Origin of the sequence: Serratia sp. Tan611 (assembly GCF_905188235.1) — a bacterium.
Classification (GTDB): domain Bacteria; phylum Pseudomonadota; class Gammaproteobacteria; order Enterobacterales; family Enterobacteriaceae; genus Serratia_B; species Serratia_B rhizosphaerae.
Map to the genome: position 1 here is coordinate 577,148 of NZ_LR994655.1, position 17,473 is coordinate 594,620.

The following is a 17,473-nucleotide window of genomic DNA, read 5'->3' on the forward strand; positions in this document are numbered from 1 at the left end:
ATTCCCCTGAATAGGAAATTAATGGGTACTCTCGGCGGTAGGGTAATAATGTCTATCGTGCTTTAACTATTTTCCCGGCTGTTATCAGGTTTTATGTTTAGCGGCGATTTTCTCAATATCGTTATGCGGGCGGGCAATCACCCGCGAAGAGACCACGTGGCCGATACGGCCGGCGGCCTCAAGGCCTGATTCCACCGCGGCGTTCACCGCGCCGACGTCGCCTCTCACCATCACGGTCACCAGGCCGGAACCCACGTTCTCATAGCCGATCAGCGCGATATTGGCGGCCTTGCACATGGCATCGGCGGCTTCAATCGCCGGCACCAGCCCTTTGGTCTCGATCAATCCGAGTGCGTCTTTCATGTACGGCTCCTGGTTATTCGGCAACTTTGTACTGTGCGACGATTTTCTGAATGTCGTTGTGCGGACGGGCGATAACCAGCGAGGTCACCACTTCACCGACGCGCTGCGCCGATTCCACACCGGAGTCGACCGCCGCCTTCACCGCGCCGACGTCGCCTTTCACCATCGCGGTGACCAGGCCGGAACCGACGTTCTCGTAGCCGATCAGCTCCACGTTGGCCGCTTTACACATGGCGTCTGCCGCTTCTATGCAGGCCACCAGCCCTTTGGTTTCAATCAATCCTAATGCGTCACCCATGATCGTTCTCCCGATTCAGGTCGTTATGCCTTGTGTTTAATAACGATTTTGTTGATGTCGTTGTGCGGACGGGCAATCACCAGCGAAGTCACCACTTCACCGACGCGCTGCGCCGATTCCACGCCGGAGTCGACCGCTGCCTTCACCGCGCCGACGTCGCCTTTCACCATCGCGGTCACCAGCCCGGAACCGACGTTTTCATAGCCGATCAGTTCGACGTTGGCTGCTTTACACATGGCGTCCGCCGCTTCCACACAGGCCACCAGCCCTTTGGTTTCGATCAGACCTAATGCATCACCCATGATTGTTTCCTCCACAAAGTCAGTTGATGGGGTCATCACCCGACTGCGCCGTGGGCCATTTGCCCCTGATACGGCCAGTCACTGGCACTATACCCCTTAAGTGATAATGCAAAATATAAATTCAATATGTTCGACATATTTAGTTTAAACATCTGATTTTCACGCTAATCACCCCGTTAATTTATCTGTTAATGCTGATTTTCTTGCGGGTAATAGCCGTGCTTACTGGTGAAAAAAGGCGGCTGCGGCGTTTCATCACTCCCCGTCTCAAGCTTGTTAATAAAGTTGTTATCAGCCGGATTTTTTCGGTAACCGGGCAGGGCGCAGAGTGTGGCCCAGCGCAAGTTTTTATCCGGCCGCAGCCCCGGCCTTAAACGTGGCGGCGGGCGGTTTCAGCAGAGAAGGGGACGGGTTAACCTGGAAGGGATGCAGCGAAGAGGCGCAAAGCGCGGTGCCGTACATGTAAAACACCGCGCAAATAACAGAGTAAAGGAAAGGGAATCAGCGGGCTGCGCCGGGCTTCAGCGTGCAGATATACAGCGGCGAGTTGATTGAACTGAGCAAGACCGTACGCGGGTTGATTTGCTCCACCGCCAGCAGCAGGCCGTCGTGGCTGTCTGACATTTCCCGCATAAAGTAGTCAAAAATCACGTCCGGCGACTGGTCGATGGAGGACTTGCTGGCGACCCAGCGGTTGATGCGGTAATAGCGGGTGCCGGGCGAGATGCGCTTGCTGGTGTAATCAAACTGCACGTAGCGCTGTAAATAGAGCCAGCCGGCGGCGGAGTCGGAATAGCCTTCTACCACGATCGAACCTTTATTGTCGGCGTTAAAGCTGAAATGGATATTAACGTTGACGGATTCGGTCTCGGTATCTTCAAAATGCATAATCGCTTTGGTGGAGCAGTTTAACAGATCGTTACGCCAAATGGCTTCGTGCCGGGCGGCGATAAATATTGCCAGCAGCAGCAACAGCACAGAGCCGAAGAAAAAGCATTTCCCCCAGACTAATTTTTTCATACTGGCTTCCATGAATAATAAAAATAGTTATCGCAGTAGCTGAACGAATTATCCTGATGTTTGACGCAGTGCGCGAGAAAGGTGCGGCCTAATCCGTTGGACTGCAGCTTATCGCCGTAAAAGAACAGAAACTGCTCCCCGTTATGGTATTTGATGCCTTTCTTTTTCTTCACTGCGTTAAAGTTCTGCAGGTAATTATTGCGCATGCGCTGGTCCAGCATCATGTCGGTGGAAAACACCTCGACCGGCGTCTGCGCCAGCTGTGAAAAGCGCAGCGGCGTCAGGCTGCGGCCGTTGCTCCACGACCAGCCGAACAGCGCCAGCGCCAGCAACACCAGAACCGCGCCGCTGTAGCCCCAGTAGTGGTCATGTTCGCCGGCGGCAGCGGACGGCGGCGCGCTTGCCGGCTCTGCGGCAGGCGGCGCGGGTTCGCTGGCCAGTACGGCGGGGTGCAGCGGTGCGTCGTCAATCACCTCTATCTGCAGCTCGGGGTTCAGCTCCAGCCGGCCACGCGATACGGTGACGATCACGTTGTCGATGCCGTAGCGGCGGAAGGCCTTGCGCAGCATGCTCAGATACTGGTTGAGGTTGCTGTTGGAAGAGACCAGGCCGTTATCGTCCCAGACGCGTTTCATAACGTCGTCGCGGCTGATAACGCCGGGATGCTGGATAATAAAGAACAGTAGGGCGTTGGCGGTGATGGTGAGCTGGGTATCGGACTTACCGCCGTCATTCAGCCGGAGTGAACCTTCGGTGGCGTCATAATCAAGAAAGGCATTTATTCTGTACTTCATTATCGCCCCCCAGGGTGTTGATAGCTCGCCATCGACCCGCTGCTGCCGGCATAGCCGGCAATGATGCCCAGCGCGGCATGGGAGATTTATCTAAACATGTGAACAATGATGCTGCGAATCATAGCCAGCGGCAGGTGGGGGGGACTTGATCGAGGTCAAGCCCCTTCCCGGCGGGGGAGCGACAAGCTGCAATTATGCCTGCCAGTTCACATTTCCGGTATAACGATATGATAGTAAAGATTTTTCCTAAAGCCGGGGCGGGCGCTGAGACCGGCGTCCGCCCCGGTGCGTTACAGCAGCCAGTCCAGCAGCACGACGCCCACCAAGCTGATCGCCCAGGCGATGGTGGTGGGCACTGACCACACCATAATCTGCTGCTTCACGTCCTTGATGCCCATCATGCGGTTCACCACCCAGAACATGCTGTCGTTAAAGTAGCTGAAGAACAGCGCGCCCATGGTGGCCGCCTGCGCCGCCGCCAGCATGTTGATGCCCGGCAGCTGGCTGACGATGGGTGCGGAGATGGAGGCGGCGGTGATCATCGCCACGGTGCCGGAGCCCTGGATCAGCCGCACCAGCGTGGCAATAAAGAACGGGATCAGCACCGGCGACAGCGGCAGGCTGGCGACGTGCTGCGCCAGCAGGTTGCCGGTACCGCTTTCGCGCAGCACCGCGCCCAGCGCGCCGCCGGCGCCGGTCACCAGCAGAATGATCCCTGCCGACTGCAGCCCTTCCTCCAGCCGCTCCAGCGTTTGCTGTTTATCGACCTTCGGCATCAGGGTGCTGACCGCCAGCAGTACGCTGATCGCCAGCGCAATCACCGGCGAACCGAGGAAGGCGAAGGTCTGCCCCCACAGGCTTTCCGTCAGTCCGCTGAAGCCGTCGAGCTTCGCCAGCATGCCGTTGACCGCGTTGATAAAGATCAGCGCGATCGGCGTAACGATCGGCAGCAGCGACAGCGTCAGCCCCGGCAGCGCCTTGGCATCTTTTTCCGCCAGGTAGTTATCGTGGGCGACGCGCAGGTCCTGCGGCTCCTCGTCATCCATACTCGGCTGAAAATCCGGGTACTTCTTGCCCAGCCAGCGGGCATAGAGCACGATGCCGACCACGCAGGGCACCGCCAGCGCCAGCCCGGCCAGCATCATCGCGCCGATATCGACGCCGAAGATGCCGGCCACCCCCAGCGGCCCCGGCGTCGGCGGCACCGCGTGGTGGGTGATGATCAGTCCGCCGGCCAGAGCGACGCCCAGCGTCAGCAGGTTACGCTGGCCCTTTTTGGCCAGCGCCTTCACCAGCGGATAGAGGATAACGAACGCCGAATCGACAAAGATGGGAATGCTGACGATATAGCCGGTGATCGCCAGCGCCCACTCTTCGCGCTTTTTACCCAGCCATTTGATAAAGCTGTAGGCGATCTGTTCCGCCGCGCCAGAGACTTCCAGCACCCGGCCCATCATCACCCCCAACCCGATCACGATGCCGATGCTGCCGAGGGTGGAACCGAAGCCCTTGGTGATGGTATCCACCGTCTGCACCGCGCTCAGTCCGCCGGAGATGCCGGCGATGGAGGCGGCGAGCAGCATGGCGATCAGCGCGTGCACCCGGGTGCGCAGCACCAGAAATACCAGCACGAACACCGCCACCGCCAGACCGATAATCGGAATATACAATTCCATGCTCAGCCCTCGCCCTGCGCCTGCTCATCGCGCAGGAAAGCGCGGATCGCCTGTTGAAAATCTTCATCGGCGCCAAAGCCCATCGCCAGCGCGCGGCGCACGTCGAAGTTACCCGGCCAGCTGGCGACGATGCGGTTGATCGCTTCGTCCGGCTCAAAGCGCACCAGATTGCTGACCCGTTCGCCGGCGACCTCGCGCAGTGCCGCCAGCATCTGGCGCACGCTGACGCTGATGCCGGGCAGGTTGACGGTGCGCGAGACGCCGAAGGCGCTGGCGGGCAGGGTAGCGGCGTGGATAAAGTTCTGCACCACGCGGCCGGGACTGGAGAGCCACAGCGTCAGCTCCGGCGATACCGGGCACACCGCCGCTTCACCGTGCAGCGGTTCGCGGATAATGCCGCTGGCGAACGACGAGGCCGCCTTGTTCGGCTTGCCCGGCCGCACGCTGATGGTCGGCAGGCGCAGCACGCGGCCATCGACAAAGCCTTTGCGCGCGTAGTCGTTGATCAGCAGTTCGCACATCGCCTTTTGCGTACCGTAGGAGGACTGCGGCGTTACCGCGCAGCCGTCGTCGATCAGCGCCGGCAGCTCGCCGCCGAACACCGCCAGCGAGCTGGTGAAGATAAACTTCATCGCCGGCGCTTTGCGGCGCGCGACCTCCAGCAGCTGGCGAGTGGCATCGAAGTTGACCTGCATGCCGAGGTCAAAGTCGCTTTCGGCATGGCTGCTGACGATGGCGGCCAGATGGAACAGCACGCCACAATCGGCGTCGATCAGCGATTCCGCCGCCTGCGGCTGGCTGAGATCGAGCGCCACGCAACGCACGCGCGCATCCTCCACCGGCGGGCGCGGAGTATTAATGTCCGCCAGGATCAGCCGTTCGAACGGCAGGGGGCTGTGTTGCAGCAGCGCGGCGGCCAGACGCTGGCCGAGGAAGCCGGCGGCGCCGGTAATAATAATGTTCATGGTGTTACTCCTGTTCCCTGTAAGGTGTGTTGTTATGGTTGTTGCGCCGTTTGCGGCGCGTATCAGAGGCTGACGCAGTGCAGGCGCAGCCCGCGATCGTTAAGTTGCTGCTGCGCTTCCGCCGCCAGCGCGGCGTCGCACAGGATGTCGTCCAGCGCCTCCAGCGGGCAGACGCGGAACATGCCGTACTTGCCGAACTTGCTGCTGTCGGAGACCAGCACCCGCCGGCGCGCCACCTCCAGCAGCGCCTGTTTCACCAGCACTTTTTCTTCATGCGGCGTCGACAGCCCGTGCTCCAGGTCCCAGGAGCTGGTGCTGATAAACGCCACGTCGATATTCAGCGTGCGCAGCAGCATGGCGGCGCTGTTGCCGACGCAGGAGTAGTTGCGCTGGTCCACCTGCCCGCCGGTGTGAAACAGGCTGAGCTGCGGACGGTTCATCAGGTGCTGGATAATGGAGAAGTCGTTGGTGACCACCGTCAGGTTGAAGCGCTCCGCCAGGTTGCGGGCGATTTCAAAGGTGGTGGTGCCGGCGTCCAGATAGACCACCTGGCCATCCTCCACCAGGCCGGCGGCGTATTTGCCGATGGCGCGCTTATGGCGGTGGTGCAGCTGCATTTTTTCGTTGTAGGCCAGCTCTTGGCGCAGCGCGTCGCTCAGGCGCACGCCGCCGCTGACGCTGACCACCTTGCCCTCTTCCTCCAGCACGCGGATATCGCGCCGCACCGTCATATGGGACACGCTCATCAGCTCCGTCAGCGCGGCGATGGGCACCAGCTGATATTCATGCACATAGCGATAGATAAAATCGCGGCGTTCGGATGGGATCATGCACTCTCCTGTTGGCCGCTGACGCCTGCAGAACGCGCGGCTGTTATTTTTTGTTATCTGTGAAGATAATTGACGATCTGGTTTAACAAGTAAGCGATATTTGTCACAAATAGCGCGCAGGGGATGGATGGCTGCTAGGTGATTAATTGGTTGAAAATAGGCAATTTAATTAAATGGCGCTGATAAAAAGGCGTGCACAAAACGCTGTGATAAATAATGTGACGGCTAACATCTTTTGTCAGCGGCGGGGAGGGTGGACAAGTGGTAGAGAAGGTCGCGATCGGCGCGCCGCCGGGCTACGCTGATTTTTTCGGCACTTAACGCGTTGAATCGGCGATAACTGTTGCGCCCTAGTAGCTGGCAGGTATAATGCACCCGTTTTCCGCATTCTACTTCAGTGCCGAAGTGGCGAAATCGGTAGACGCAGTTGATTCAAAATCAACCGTAGAGATACGTGCCGGTTCGAGTCCGGCCTTCGGCACCATCTAGCAAGTAGCAGTGCAACAAGAAGCCACCGAGAGGTGGTTTTTTTGTGCCTGGAGTTTGGTGTTGCTGCTGTTTTCTGTGGTGTTAGTTCCTTTCTGGTTCTAACTGATAGCTGTGTACATCTGGCCGCAGTGCTATTTGCCCTGAGAGTTTTAACATGTTGGTGCTGAGCATCACACTCCAGGCATTTGCCTATTAATCATACCGTTGCTATATGCATATACTCTGTGAGGATTTTTTCACTGAGGGATAAGTGATGTCTTCAATACCTGTTGCAGGGCCGGGGATTGGCATTGTGCGCAACAACATGAAAGAGGCGAGGAAACGCGGTGAACCACGAGGTATGGCGCTTCCTTTAACTTATTACTGGTTCTATCAGAAAGTTCGCAATAAAGGCCCGTGGGACTATAAGCAATTTGACCCGTATTGGGCTGATTTTGGTAACTTTAATTTTGGTGCAACGGGTTTTGCTGCGGGTATTCCGGTTAATATTCTCTTAATGGGAGCCGGATGGGCGCAAACCCGAGCTAAAACATCACGCTCGGAATGGGGAAAATGGTATAAAGACCCTCCCTATGGTGACGATCCCACCGATCAGTATTGGATAAAGGAAGGAGTCAAATATGCCGTTGAAAACGGTTATTAAGTGGTTTCATTATTCCCTGACTGCCGTCTTGCTGATCGTTGTTATTGGCTTTGTGATGCTCAATGCTGATGGGGATGAGCTGGCAGGCACTCGGTTGGTGAGTTCACAACAGCTGAGCGACAGCACCTGGCTCTATGTCACGGAATATTCAGGCGGCGGAGCCACCGTGGCCAACTCTTACCGCTACTATTTATCCGGGAAGCTGGAGGGAAATGTGAACGCCAGCCTTGCAAAGCAGGTTCCATTTCTGGTTGCAGCGGGCAGCGCTGCAAATGTCAGGGCTGAGGGCGATACCATCAATATCAAGTACAGTGGCCGGGTGTTTTCTTTTAGTAATTCTGTGGTTTATGAGGGGAATGGGAAAACACAGATGCCACATATTAGGTTTGAGGCGAATAATTAAATTTAGGCTGAAAGTTTAATATTATTATAGTCAATGTGTTGTGAGTGCTTTCTGTCGCGTTTTTAAAATGGCAAGATTACTCTGCCATGAAGTCTTCAAGCATCCTTGTGGTGTCGGTAACTGTTGGTAGCATAGTGTATAGAGTTTGGTATGGAGTTTAGAAATGGTTTATCAAGAGTAACTAATTGATGTGTAAAGATTGTGCTCAGAAAAGTGAGAGTGACTGGGGCGAGCGTTGTCATAAAGCGAGTTTGATGATGTTACAGGGGGAAGCTTGTCTGGATGATTACAACTTCTGATATTAGGTATTCAAACGAGCTACCCTGAATTATAGGTCATTTTTCGGCTTACTATATCAGTATGATATAGTCGAAGTATATTGTGGTTTGAAGGTGTTGAAATGAGTTTTATCCATCACCTTATTGCGTTAAATTTTGATGTTTTTTTAGGAGCTCATCACCAATATTTTTATATAAAACGTACGAATCATATAATTTTTGATTATAATTTGTTTTATCGCTAACTGTTGGGTTTTTAATGACGTACTCATCAATATTGTTAATTAGGATTCTTTGTGCTGTATAGAACCCTATAAAGTCCTCTATCTCTGCCGGAGTAAATATCCCTAACCTGCTAGTGTTTGATTTATAGATATCATCATTGATGAGATTTCTGGCATCAATTATGACCATGTTTATCCTAAAGTTACCAACACTTTTTTTATTAATTGTTGGTGTCAAATTTTTCTTATTTATAGCTATTAGTGTTAATAGGTTGTTTTTTATTTCTGTTTTTATTGCTGTATCTATGCTTTTTTCTTCTTGGTTATTTTTGTATATATCATAAAAAAATAAACCGACATTATTTATAATGGTGGTTATCATAGCGGTGAATACTATGATTGCTATAGGTGGTGGGAGGAGTTTATTTAAAATTCTTAGCATTGTTTTTCCTATGAATTAAAATGTTTTATCTTTATGGTTTGCCTGTTTTATAGCGTTTACTAAGACTAACAAACGCTATATTTATGTAAAAATAGCTCTCAGCATAAGTATGGTATGGCCTATGCTGAGGGACGACAATCACTTCACATTACCAACAATGTCAGTGTCATTTTAAAAGTCATTTTTTTGTGAAAAAATAAATTGTTTTAAAAACTGTTCAATGCGCATATTCAACTTAAATAGAGGTATGGTTACGCCGTCTTGTTTTTCAAAGTAAACTTTGGCTTTTGCCTTATCTACCGATTCTTTTAACGCGTCGAAGCGACCAAAGTCGTTGAGATTTGTATCATTAATATTATCAGCCATTAATGCGATGAGTAGCCCTTTATCTAAACCAAGAGCATTAACAACTGCGTTTAATTGCGCATTTTCGGCGTTATCTTTGTAGGTGTTGATATAGTCTCTAAAAGTATGGCCTTCTGTTAACTGTGCATCGCCGCGCTGCAAGTCGTGCAAGAAGAGTTTTGCGTATTTTTGCTCAATTTGGGTGAGCGTTGCAAACGACTTGTGCAGTTCATTTAATGTAGATTCAATGCTTGCAGGGTCCTGGTGTTTGTTCAGCTCTTTTAAATATTTATCAAATCGGCTGTTCATATAGTCGGCATCAATTTTGCCGGTATCTATTTCAGTTAAATAACCACTGATATCAAAAGGCACATCGCCGCCACCTGCGCTATCGCTATCACCTTTGGCTACTAACTCTTTATAGCGCAGGACCAGACTCAGGTAAGTTTGTTCGTCTATGTCCAGCGTTACCTCATGTTCTACATCATTTTCAGTAAAGGAATAGACTGACTGTTCCCAATGCAAACCTTGTACTTTAGCCGCTTCCAGGTGCTGGCTAAAGGTGTTAAATAATTTGGTGAATTGAGCACAGGCTTCTATATCGTCTGGCAGTTTTTCAAAGTTCTCAACACCCGTACTGGCAAACAGCTCGGTAATTTCCACTACTAATTCATTCATGGCTTTAAGATTATTTTCTAACCTATCAACAAATAATCCGATAGGTTTGTCGCCGGAATAGAGTTTTACCGCATCGTTGATGTGCTGCTCCATGGTGTGTGGATAGCGGTAATAGCGGATGATGCCGTGGGGTTTGTCGGGGCCAAACAAGCGATTGGTGCGCGAGAACGCTTGAATAATATTTTGGTATTTAATCACTTTGTCTAAATACAAGGTATTAAGCCATTTAGAGTCAAAACCAGTGAGCATTTGATCCACCACGATCAATAAATCTAATTGCTTTGAAGGCTCTGTGTGAATGCGCTCGTAAGGCTTTTTATGGGCAAGGCGTGCCGCTAAATCTTTTTTAAAGGCTGCGTGGCGTGCAAAATCAAAATCTTGGCCATAATGAGCGTTATAGTCGTCCATAATTTCGTCCAGGCCATCGCCTTTAAAGGTGGGGCCACGGTCGCCACTACCGTCGTTATCAATGTTCGGATCAAATAGAGCCGATACTTTAAGTTCAGGTTTGGCAGCTTTTAAATGGCGGTAATAGTCAATGGCTTCGGCAATGCTGTTAGTGGCCAAAATGGAGTGAAACTTATTGCCTTGGCTGAGTACATCCCATTTATGCAGAATATCCTCCACTACCTTGGCTTGGTGGGTGTCGCTTAAATATTGGCTTTTAGGCACATAGTCTTCAATGCCTTTTTGATATTTGCCGGTGGCGTCTTTATGGCCAGCCATAGGCACATCATTCATAAAGTGGTTAAACTTTTTCTTTTTGGCTGGGTTATCCAAGGCCTCCATAACCGAGTTGGCTTTGGCTTGCTCTAACGCTACCGCTTGTCTTAGATCACTGTCTCTAAAGGTAGGTACTTTGTAAGGGTCGAAGCCCAGCACGTTGCCATCGCGTATGCCATCGGCGATGCTATAGCGGTGTAGCTCGTTGCCAAATACGGTACTGGTGGTATTGCCGTTTTTTTCGTTTTCTTCTTGAATTGGTGTACCGGTAAAGCCAAAAAACAAGGCGCTCGGAAAGGTACGTTTAATAATAATCAACATATCGCCAAAGGTAGAGCGATGTGCCTCATCGACAATAAACACCAAACGTTTAGCGCGTATTTTTTCAATATCCGCAGAGTTTGCGGCAGCACCTTTTTCTTCGACCACTTCAAAAATATTACTCATTTTTTGAATGGAGCTAACAATTAACGTATCGGCGGGGGCGGTGCTTTTTAATTTGGTAATGAGTACGTGAGTATTTTCGGTAGCTTGAACGTCTTCGCCATCGCCAGCAAAATTGCGGTATTCCGCGAGCGACTGGGTACCCAGCTCAATTCTGTCCATTAAAAAAATCACTTTATCGGCATCTTTGGATTGTGCAATCAGCTGCGCCGATTTAAAGCTAGTCATGGTTTTACCCGAACCCGTGGTGTGCCACACATATCCCCCGAGGCGATCGGGGTTATTGGCCACGTTACCCAGTTGTTGCCAGTTGGTTTTGGCCACTTTGTCAGATATCGCATTGGCGGCGTAATACTGATAGCTGCGCATTACCTTAAGCATGCCATCGGTATCGTCGGCAACGGTATAAAAGCCAATTAACTGGTGTGCCATAGGGATAGACAATAAGGTAGAGGCGATGTCTTTCCAGTGGTTCATGGGTTCGTTATTAAAATCGGCCCAGTTAAATTGATAGTCGGGGTTAAACTTTCCGTCTAGTCCGGGGTTGGCAAAGTATTTTGTCTCATTGGGTTCCATTGCCACATAGACCTGAATAAGCGAAAGCAGGCCGCTAAATACCCCCTCTTTGCTATATTTTTCAATTTGGTTTACGGCTTGGCTAACCGGTATACCGCTGCGTTTAAGTTCTACATGGATCACCGGCATACCGTTAATCAGTAGCAGCACATCGCCACGGCGGTCATTACGCAAAGGGCTGCCGCGTTCAAATTTGGGCTGTTGCACAATTTGGTAACGGCTTTGGCCTGCGGCAATTTCCTGGCGGTCGTATATTTTTAAGCTGACTTCTTTGCCCATATGTAGGGTATCGGCTGGGTTATCGCGCTTAATCGCCACGGTTTTGCCATTAATTAAACCGTTGAGCTTGAGCGGTGTTTTAAGTTCTTTGATTTGCTCAATAATTTGTTGCATTTCAGTATCGGTAAGCGGGATATCGTTTAAACGATCCCGCTGGCGATTGTTTTCAAACAAAATAGACGCCCAGTTTTGCAGTAAATCAGCTTCAGTTTTGTTTTTGAGTATCTCTGGCTCCCAACCTTTTTTGGTGAGTATCTCAATAAAGGCCTGCTCAAATTGCGCTTCGGTTTTAAAGGTGGTCATGATGGTGCCCCTGTTAGACAAACATTTTACTTAAGCAGGCCTGCTTAATGTTATTGAGTTTGGTGATTTGTTGTTGGTGCTGGTTGATTAGTTCGTCGATGTTTTGGAAATAATTTCCGATGGCGGTTTGTTCCTCTAAGCTAGGTATAAGAATTTTCATACGTCCAAGTTGCTTACCTGAAATTTCTAAAAAAGTGGAACCAGATGCATGCTTAAGCGCAAAATCTTTGATTTGTTTACCCGCTGAATAGATAAAATAGGGTGAAAAACCCTCTTTAACGATAAGCGATTGAAAACCTTGATTAGTGGAGCCAGGTTTTGCAAGAATAGCCATGTCACCTATGCCCGCTCTGCTAGTAAAAAGAACCGTATTACCAGCAGGAAGTATCTTTGCTGAGCAACTTTTCAAACCTAGAGCTGTAATCTTTTTCTGACTACCTTCCGCATACACATTGTCTCCAATTTCAGTAGGTGAATACCAATCAATATCACCGCCCCAAAATTCAGAAATTGACGTGCTGGGTGTACCTCCCCCAATAATTTCAGCGATATCAGTACCTAACTTTTTCTCTTCCCACTCCCCACTAAACCCTTTAAAGCGGATTTCTGGAATGGTTTTGCCTTGTTTGGGGAACATTTTCTCCAACATGGCATTTTTAATGTTGCTGATTTTGTCATGCTTTTGTTGATGTTGAGTGATCAGCGCATCGAGGTTTTTGAAATATTGGCCGATCTTTTCAGACTCAACAGCATCTGATGGGCAGTTAACCGCAACTTGCTTAATTTCATTCATATTGATCTTTTTAGGGAATGCAATATGTAGAGTTCGAAGCCAAATATCTTTTTGAACAAATGGTGATGCAATTGAGCTTTTTAAAAAATATGGGCTTAGCTTTTTATGTTTTAATAATGCTAGAGTTACGTAATAAGCTCTATCATCATCAGTTTCAACAACGTTTGCAGTTCCAACATCACCTATCCTGGTCATTATTACATCATTTTTTTTGGGGTATACCTTAAATTCCTTCTTAAATGCTTCTTCCGAAATGAATTTCGTTGAAGTTAACGATTTGATATTCTCTGCTGAAAGGAACATTACGCCATTTTTTGTATATGCGGGTGTTTGATGAGTTCCATCATAAACATCAGTAATCTGACTTAAATTAAAATTGAGCCAGTTTGTACTAAACCCTTTAAACCGGATCTCTGGCACCTTGTTATCCATACTCATCTTATTCACCCTTCAGTAAGCTGATTAATTCTGCAAGGCCCTGCATATCAAACTCATTACCCGCAAGTTCACCCATCATCTCTGCCAGCTCTTGCTCGGTGTTTTTTATTTCACTAGCCACTTGCGAATAGGTGACGACGTATTTATCAGCAAGGGCTTGCACCTGGCTGGTGAGCTGGCTAATAACGGCGTTTGGCATAGCAGAGAGTTCGGTGCTTAATGGCGCAATCCATTTAAGGTGCAGCAGGTTGTTCACCTGTTCATCAGTTAATGTTTCGATGGTCGCTTTGGTTTTTAAGTGCAGGGCCGCTGCGGCATCTTTGACCGCTTTTTTCAGGGATTTTTCTTCATCGATGAGTTTATTCGCACAAATGATTTTGGCTTCATAGCTTTCATCTGTGAATTTAAATTTGCTGTCTTTTTGTTCTTTCAAGAAGGCTTTGGCAGCTTTGATTAATTCGGTATTGGCAAATCCGTCTTTGCTCTCTTTGATCGTATCTTGTTCTTTTTCTTCTTCGGTCAGGGATTCTAAAATTTCTTCCAGCGCGCTAGCGATTTCCGCCAGGCGGGTTTCTTTAGTTGCCAAGGCTTTTAAGTCATCACTTAAGTAAGTTTGTTGCACTAAATCAAAGGATAATATGTGGCCTTTCCAACCATCTTGTACTTCGGTGTCCTGGCCGTTTTTTTTCTTTATAACAATATTGGGGTCAACTTGTCTGGTGGCAGCAAAGCCTTCGGTTTGCATCATTTCTAAATCGACGCTGATGAGTTGCCATTGGTTGTTTAAATATTGGTAAGCCTGGTATTTGTCGATTAAGACAATAGGTGCTAAACGGGAAAATAGCGCAGTACTTAATACCGCCTCTTGTTGGTTACGCTTTACGCTTTGCCAGTTTTGTATTAATTGGACGTTTAGCTGGTCATCAAAGCCATTGAAGGCCTGGTTGTAGGCACAGATAAACTCTATCACTTGCGGATGTCCGCTAATGCTGGCGTTAACGTCTTGTTTATCAATGGCCAGTTCACTGTAAGCGGCAGATTTTGGCGTAAATAAAGTTCTGCGCAATTGTGGGAAGGCTTGCCAAAAGTTGTCTAACTCGGCAATTTCGCTATTGGGAATACCGCCGAGCATAGTGGCATGTAAATCCCAGCTTTGTGCCGTCGCCGAAGAATCCACATAGCGCGGTATGTTGAGATTGTAACCATTGTCGCGCAGGGTTTGCTTGCTCACCAGTTGCGAGAACTTGTCGATACTTTCACGGTTAATCACCGCATCGGTAATACGCTTGATATCACTGGCTTGCAGCTTGTTGTTTTTGCCTTCTTTCATAAAGTATTTGGAGGCATCGATCACCAATACATCGGTATTTTGGCGTTTTTGCTTGAGCACTAAAATTACCGTAGGAATGCCAGTGCCAAAAAAGATATTGGCCGGTAAACCGATAATAGTATCAATATGATTCTGCTCAATGAGCTGCTTACGAATTTCACCTTCTTCACCGCCACGGAACAAGACACCATGAGGTAGCACGATAGCCATAATGCCATCGGGTTTTAGGTGGTAGAGATCATGCAGTAAAAAAGCAAAATCGGCTTTGGTTGTAGGTGCCAGGCCAAAACGTGAATAGCGTGGATCGCTGTCTTTAAAGCTGGGGTCCCAGTTTTGTGAGTAAGGGGGATTGGATACCACGGCATCGACATGTAAGGTGTAGTATGAGCCTTGAGGATCGCTGTCATCAAAATACGGCCAATCCTCTTCCAGGGTGTCGCCATTACGGGTTTTAATGTTGCTGGCTTTAATACCGCGCATGATGAGGTTCATACGGGTTAGGTTGTAGGTGTTAGCTTTTAACTCTTGAGCGTAATAGGTGATGCAGTCTTTATTTTTCGCGTATTTCTCGAATGCCTCACCGATATTGATCAGCAACGAACCTGAGCCAGAAGTAGGGTCGTAAATTTTGATGGTATCTTTGTGTTTTAACTCATGGGCGATGATGTTCGACATAAGTACCGAAACTTCATGAGGCGTATAAAACTCCCCCGCTTTTTTACCAGCATTGGCGGCAAATTTTTCAATCAGGTATTCGTAAATGTAGCCCAGCACATCATACCCTAGATTGCCATTCATAGGGATGCTTTTGATCAGGTGTAGTAAGTCGCTGATGGCTTTGGTTCGTTTGCCCGCACTTTCACCCAGTTTGCTTAAACCTGTTTCTAAGGTGGTAAAGATACCGTCAAACAGTTTTTTGTAAGTTGGCGAAATCAAACGGCTAAAGGCCGAAAGCGCATCACGTACGTTAGATTCGTTAAATTCGGATGTTGGATCAATCCATGTAGAAAACAGATTATCGTAGGCAATAAAGTAGCCTAGGTTGCTTTGCACGTATTCAACGGTGTCGGCATCTTCTTCATTCAGGGCTCTGATGTCTTCGGACGTCATCCCCTGTCTGGTGACAAACTGCACCAACTGGTCGCTTAGGTACTTGTAGAAGATAAAGCCGAGTATGTAGTCTTTGTATTCATTGGCTTCAATTTTAGACCGCATCTGGTTGGCGGATTCCCAGATTTTTGCCGCAAGCTGTTGTTTATTCACTATAAATCCTGTTAAAAGCAATTCTAATTCGAAAAAGGCTATTTTAGGGTTTTGATTGTACGTTTGATACGAGCTTCTTGCTAGAGACAAGGCTTTGCGAGTCTGTGTCAGTGAGTGGTCTGCGGTCTCGATTCCTACCAAGATAGCCATCTTTCATCTAAGACAGTTTCGATGTTGTTTCCAACAATGCGAGTATTTATCCACCGCAGTGGGTGATCTCTTCCCTTCTACTCCATTTCCAACTCATCAAACAGCTGCAGATCAACATCCAGCAGCTCTACCGCGTTGCTGCGACGGATGCCGACGTTGTTTTCAATCAACAGTTCTAATAGACGATCGCCGTCAATTAGCGTAATTGGGGCTGCTCCTGGAAAGAGGGCGGCCTCCGCACATTTGGCTGCAAACTTACCCGTGGTGATTAAGGTGCCGCGAATGGCTTTATGATATGGCAAGGCGCCGCGCAACTGATCGATATACGGGCGCGTAATCGTGTTTTGCATCCGTTTGACCTGTACGACTTCGGTAACGGTGGTGATGCCGACTTGTACTTTGCCGATCACATCCACGCCTTTATCTCCAGAGGCTTTTGTCACCTCGACCTGTTCGTAGCCCATGGCTTCCAATAGCTGACCGACCAAATGCTCGAAACGGTAAGGATTCATGGTTGTCAGCTGTTCGCGCAGTAACAGTTTTTGCTGTTGGTTGTAGCGTTTCACGGCATCAAGCAGCTCTTTGCGCGGATCGCTTTTGCTTTCAGGCAATGCCTTTCCAAGCCACTGTCGCCCAGCATCTGTGATTTGGTAGCTAAAACCTTCGCGAGTGACTAATCCGCGATCCACCAGGTTATACAATCTGGCATACAGGGTGGTTTTAATGGAGCTTATTGCGGCAAATTTAGAATGTTGATGCAGGAAGGCCTGCCACTCGGCCATCAGGTCGGAACGCTTGGCCTGCTCCCGGCTGGCAAGCAATTCGAGCAGCTGCAATAAGCCTTCCTGATCGTCAAGTTCTCGCAGTGCAGCATCATTATTGCTGAGGAATTGTTGTCCTTTCTCGGTTGGCAGCCAATCCCCTTCATCATTACAGCTCATCAATAAAAAGTTATTGATAAACATATAAGTACCGTAACTATGCCTTGGATTAAGCACGTGGTCATCGGTTGCCCAAATTCGTTGAGCAATCTCGGCATCTAATCCTTTGAGTCTTTCCTCGATCCAGACGTTTGGCTCAGACCAGTCGACAGGGTTCTGTGGTGTACCCGTTTGCTCACGAATCGCGGTGATCATATTGCGCACAGATTTCAGCGAATATCCTGCAACTGCCTTGATCATCGCTCTGGTTTGAGCATAGGTAGGAAATAAAGGTGTAATCACTTTGTAATTTTTCACGACAGTCCCTTGGCAGATCCAACGAACGACTATCATGCCATTTATCACCGAAGAATGTGAGGGGCGGGATCACTAAACATTTTTCAGAAACAGTCACTCAGCAATCAACCCGATACCTTGTAGATCGGAAATAGTGATCTGTTACTACCATGCAGCTCCGGTATTTACATGCGCTCCGTCAGAATA

Annotated in this window: 15 protein-coding genes and 1 tRNA gene; 3 read left to right on the plus strand and 13 right to left on the minus strand. The window is 49.1% G+C overall.

Annotated features, from left to right (window positions below; genetic code table 11):
- Positions 1 to 84 precede the first annotated feature (84 nt).
- The 8 genes from TAN611_RS02680 to TAN611_RS02715 form a co-directional block, all read right to left on the minus strand.
- Positions 85 to 363 carry a BMC domain-containing protein gene (locus TAN611_RS02680; RefSeq protein ID WP_105229590.1) on the minus strand — a complete coding sequence of 93 codons (279 nt, stop codon included), beginning with the start codon at positions 361 to 363 and terminating at the stop codon, positions 85 to 87.
- Positions 364 to 376: 13 nt separating this feature from the next.
- Positions 377 to 661, minus strand: a complete 285-nt coding sequence (locus tag TAN611_RS02685) for a BMC domain-containing protein (protein WP_015670697.1) — start codon at positions 659 to 661, stop codon at positions 377 to 379.
- 23 nt (positions 662 to 684) lie between these two features.
- Entirely contained in the window at positions 685 to 963 is a 279-nt protein-coding gene (locus TAN611_RS02690) for a BMC domain-containing protein (RefSeq protein WP_015670698.1), read from the minus strand.
- A 501-nt stretch (positions 964 to 1,464) separates the two neighbouring features.
- Positions 1,465 to 1,983 (minus strand): FidL-like protein, encoded by a 519-nt coding sequence (locus tag TAN611_RS02695; RefSeq protein WP_203067234.1) that lies wholly within the window; start codon positions 1,981 to 1,983, stop codon positions 1,465 to 1,467.
- On the minus strand, positions 1,980 to 2,777 hold the full coding sequence (locus TAN611_RS02700; RefSeq protein WP_105229592.1) for a winged helix-turn-helix domain-containing protein: 798 nt from the start codon (positions 2,775 to 2,777) through the stop codon (positions 1,980 to 1,982). The genes TAN611_RS02695 and TAN611_RS02700 overlap by 4 nt, the downstream gene beginning before the upstream one ends.
- Before the next feature lie 290 nt (positions 2,778 to 3,067).
- Complete coding sequence (locus TAN611_RS02705) at positions 3,068 to 4,453, minus strand: GntP family permease (RefSeq protein WP_203067235.1); 1,386 nt, start codon at positions 4,451 to 4,453, stop codon at positions 3,068 to 3,070.
- A 2-nt stretch (positions 4,454 to 4,455) separates the two neighbouring features.
- Entirely contained in the window at positions 4,456 to 5,418 is a 963-nt protein-coding gene (gene denD / locus TAN611_RS02710) for a D-erythronate dehydrogenase (protein WP_203067236.1), read from the minus strand.
- Positions 5,419 to 5,480: 62 nt separating this feature from the next.
- The gene (locus tag TAN611_RS02715; protein ID WP_203067237.1) at positions 5,481 to 6,248 is read right to left on the minus strand and encodes a DeoR/GlpR family DNA-binding transcription regulator; all 768 of its coding nucleotides are present in this window, start codon (positions 6,246 to 6,248) and stop codon (positions 5,481 to 5,483) included.
- A gap of 399 nt (positions 6,249 to 6,647) precedes the next feature.
- Between TAN611_RS02715 and TAN611_RS02720 the strand changes: the two genes are divergently transcribed.
- The 3 genes from TAN611_RS02720 to TAN611_RS02730 all read left to right on the plus strand — a co-directional run bounded on the left by TAN611_RS02720 (position 6,648) and on the right by TAN611_RS02730 (position 7,783).
- Positions 6,648 to 6,732 (plus strand) — tRNA-Leu (locus TAN611_RS02720).
- A gap of 258 nt (positions 6,733 to 6,990) precedes the next feature.
- Entirely contained in the window at positions 6,991 to 7,380 is a 390-nt protein-coding gene (locus tag TAN611_RS02725) for a polymorphic toxin type 44 domain-containing protein (protein ID WP_201282922.1), read from the plus strand.
- Positions 7,358 to 7,783 carry a hypothetical protein gene (locus tag TAN611_RS02730; protein WP_203067238.1) on the plus strand — a complete coding sequence of 142 codons (426 nt, stop codon included), beginning with the start codon at positions 7,358 to 7,360 and terminating at the stop codon, positions 7,781 to 7,783. The genes TAN611_RS02725 and TAN611_RS02730 overlap by 23 nt, the downstream gene beginning before the upstream one ends.
- 419 nt (positions 7,784 to 8,202) lie before the next feature.
- On the opposite strand, the gene TAN611_RS02735 is transcribed toward TAN611_RS02730, so the two are convergent.
- The 5 genes from TAN611_RS02735 to TAN611_RS02755 form a co-directional block, all read right to left on the minus strand.
- Positions 8,203 to 8,727: a hypothetical protein gene (locus TAN611_RS02735; RefSeq protein ID WP_203067239.1), complete on the minus strand. Its 525-nt coding sequence runs from the start codon at positions 8,725 to 8,727 to the stop codon at positions 8,203 to 8,205.
- A gap of 171 nt (positions 8,728 to 8,898) precedes the next feature.
- Positions 8,899 to 12,075, minus strand: coding sequence for a type I restriction endonuclease subunit R (locus TAN611_RS02740; protein WP_203067240.1), 3,177 nt, complete (start codon positions 12,073 to 12,075; stop codon positions 8,899 to 8,901).
- 13 nt (positions 12,076 to 12,088) lie between these two features.
- Positions 12,089 to 13,306 carry a restriction endonuclease subunit S gene (locus TAN611_RS02745; protein WP_203067241.1) on the minus strand — a complete coding sequence of 406 codons (1,218 nt, stop codon included), beginning with the start codon at positions 13,304 to 13,306 and terminating at the stop codon, positions 12,089 to 12,091.
- A 1-nt stretch (position 13,307) separates the two neighbouring features.
- Positions 13,308 to 15,899: a type I restriction-modification system subunit M gene (locus TAN611_RS02750; protein ID WP_203067242.1), complete on the minus strand. Its 2,592-nt coding sequence runs from the start codon at positions 15,897 to 15,899 to the stop codon at positions 13,308 to 13,310.
- A 227-nt stretch (positions 15,900 to 16,126) separates the two neighbouring features.
- The gene (locus tag TAN611_RS02755; RefSeq protein WP_203067243.1) at positions 16,127 to 17,287 is read right to left on the minus strand and encodes a restriction endonuclease; all 1,161 of its coding nucleotides are present in this window, start codon (positions 17,285 to 17,287) and stop codon (positions 16,127 to 16,129) included.
- Positions 17,288 to 17,473: the final 186 nt, after the last annotated feature.

Bases quoted from the DNA above. Each gene is read 5' to 3' on its own strand.
- TAN611_RS02680 (WP_105229590.1), bottom strand. From the start codon at position 363: ATGAAAGACGCACTCGGATTGATCGAGACCAAAGGGCTGGTGCCGGCG.
- TAN611_RS02685 (WP_015670697.1), bottom strand. From the start codon at position 661: ATGGGTGACGCATTAGGATTGATTGAAACCAAAGGGCTGGTGGCCTGC.
- TAN611_RS02690 (WP_015670698.1), bottom strand. From the start codon at position 963: ATGGGTGATGCATTAGGTCTGATCGAAACCAAAGGGCTGGTGGCCTGT.
- TAN611_RS02695 (WP_203067234.1), bottom strand. From the start codon at position 1,983: ATGAAAAAATTAGTCTGGGGGAAATGCTTTTTCTTCGGCTCTGTGCTG.
- TAN611_RS02700 (WP_105229592.1), bottom strand. From the start codon at position 2,777: ATGAAGTACAGAATAAATGCCTTTCTTGATTATGACGCCACCGAAGGT.
- TAN611_RS02705 (WP_203067235.1), bottom strand. From the start codon at position 4,453: ATGGAATTGTATATTCCGATTATCGGTCTGGCGGTGGCGGTGTTCGTG.
- denD (WP_203067236.1), bottom strand. From the start codon at position 5,418: ATGAACATTATTATTACCGGCGCCGCCGGCTTCCTCGGCCAGCGTCTG.
- TAN611_RS02715 (WP_203067237.1), bottom strand. From the start codon at position 6,248: ATGATCCCATCCGAACGCCGCGATTTTATCTATCGCTATGTGCATGAA.
- TAN611_RS02725 (WP_201282922.1), top strand. From the start codon at position 6,991: ATGTCTTCAATACCTGTTGCAGGGCCGGGGATTGGCATTGTGCGCAAC.
- TAN611_RS02730 (WP_203067238.1), top strand. From the start codon at position 7,358: ATGCCGTTGAAAACGGTTATTAAGTGGTTTCATTATTCCCTGACTGCC.
- TAN611_RS02735 (WP_203067239.1), bottom strand. From the start codon at position 8,727: ATGCTAAGAATTTTAAATAAACTCCTCCCACCACCTATAGCAATCATA.
- TAN611_RS02740 (WP_203067240.1), bottom strand. From the start codon at position 12,075: ATGACCACCTTTAAAACCGAAGCGCAATTTGAGCAGGCCTTTATTGAG.
- TAN611_RS02745 (WP_203067241.1), bottom strand. From the start codon at position 13,306: ATGAGTATGGATAACAAGGTGCCAGAGATCCGGTTTAAAGGGTTTAGT.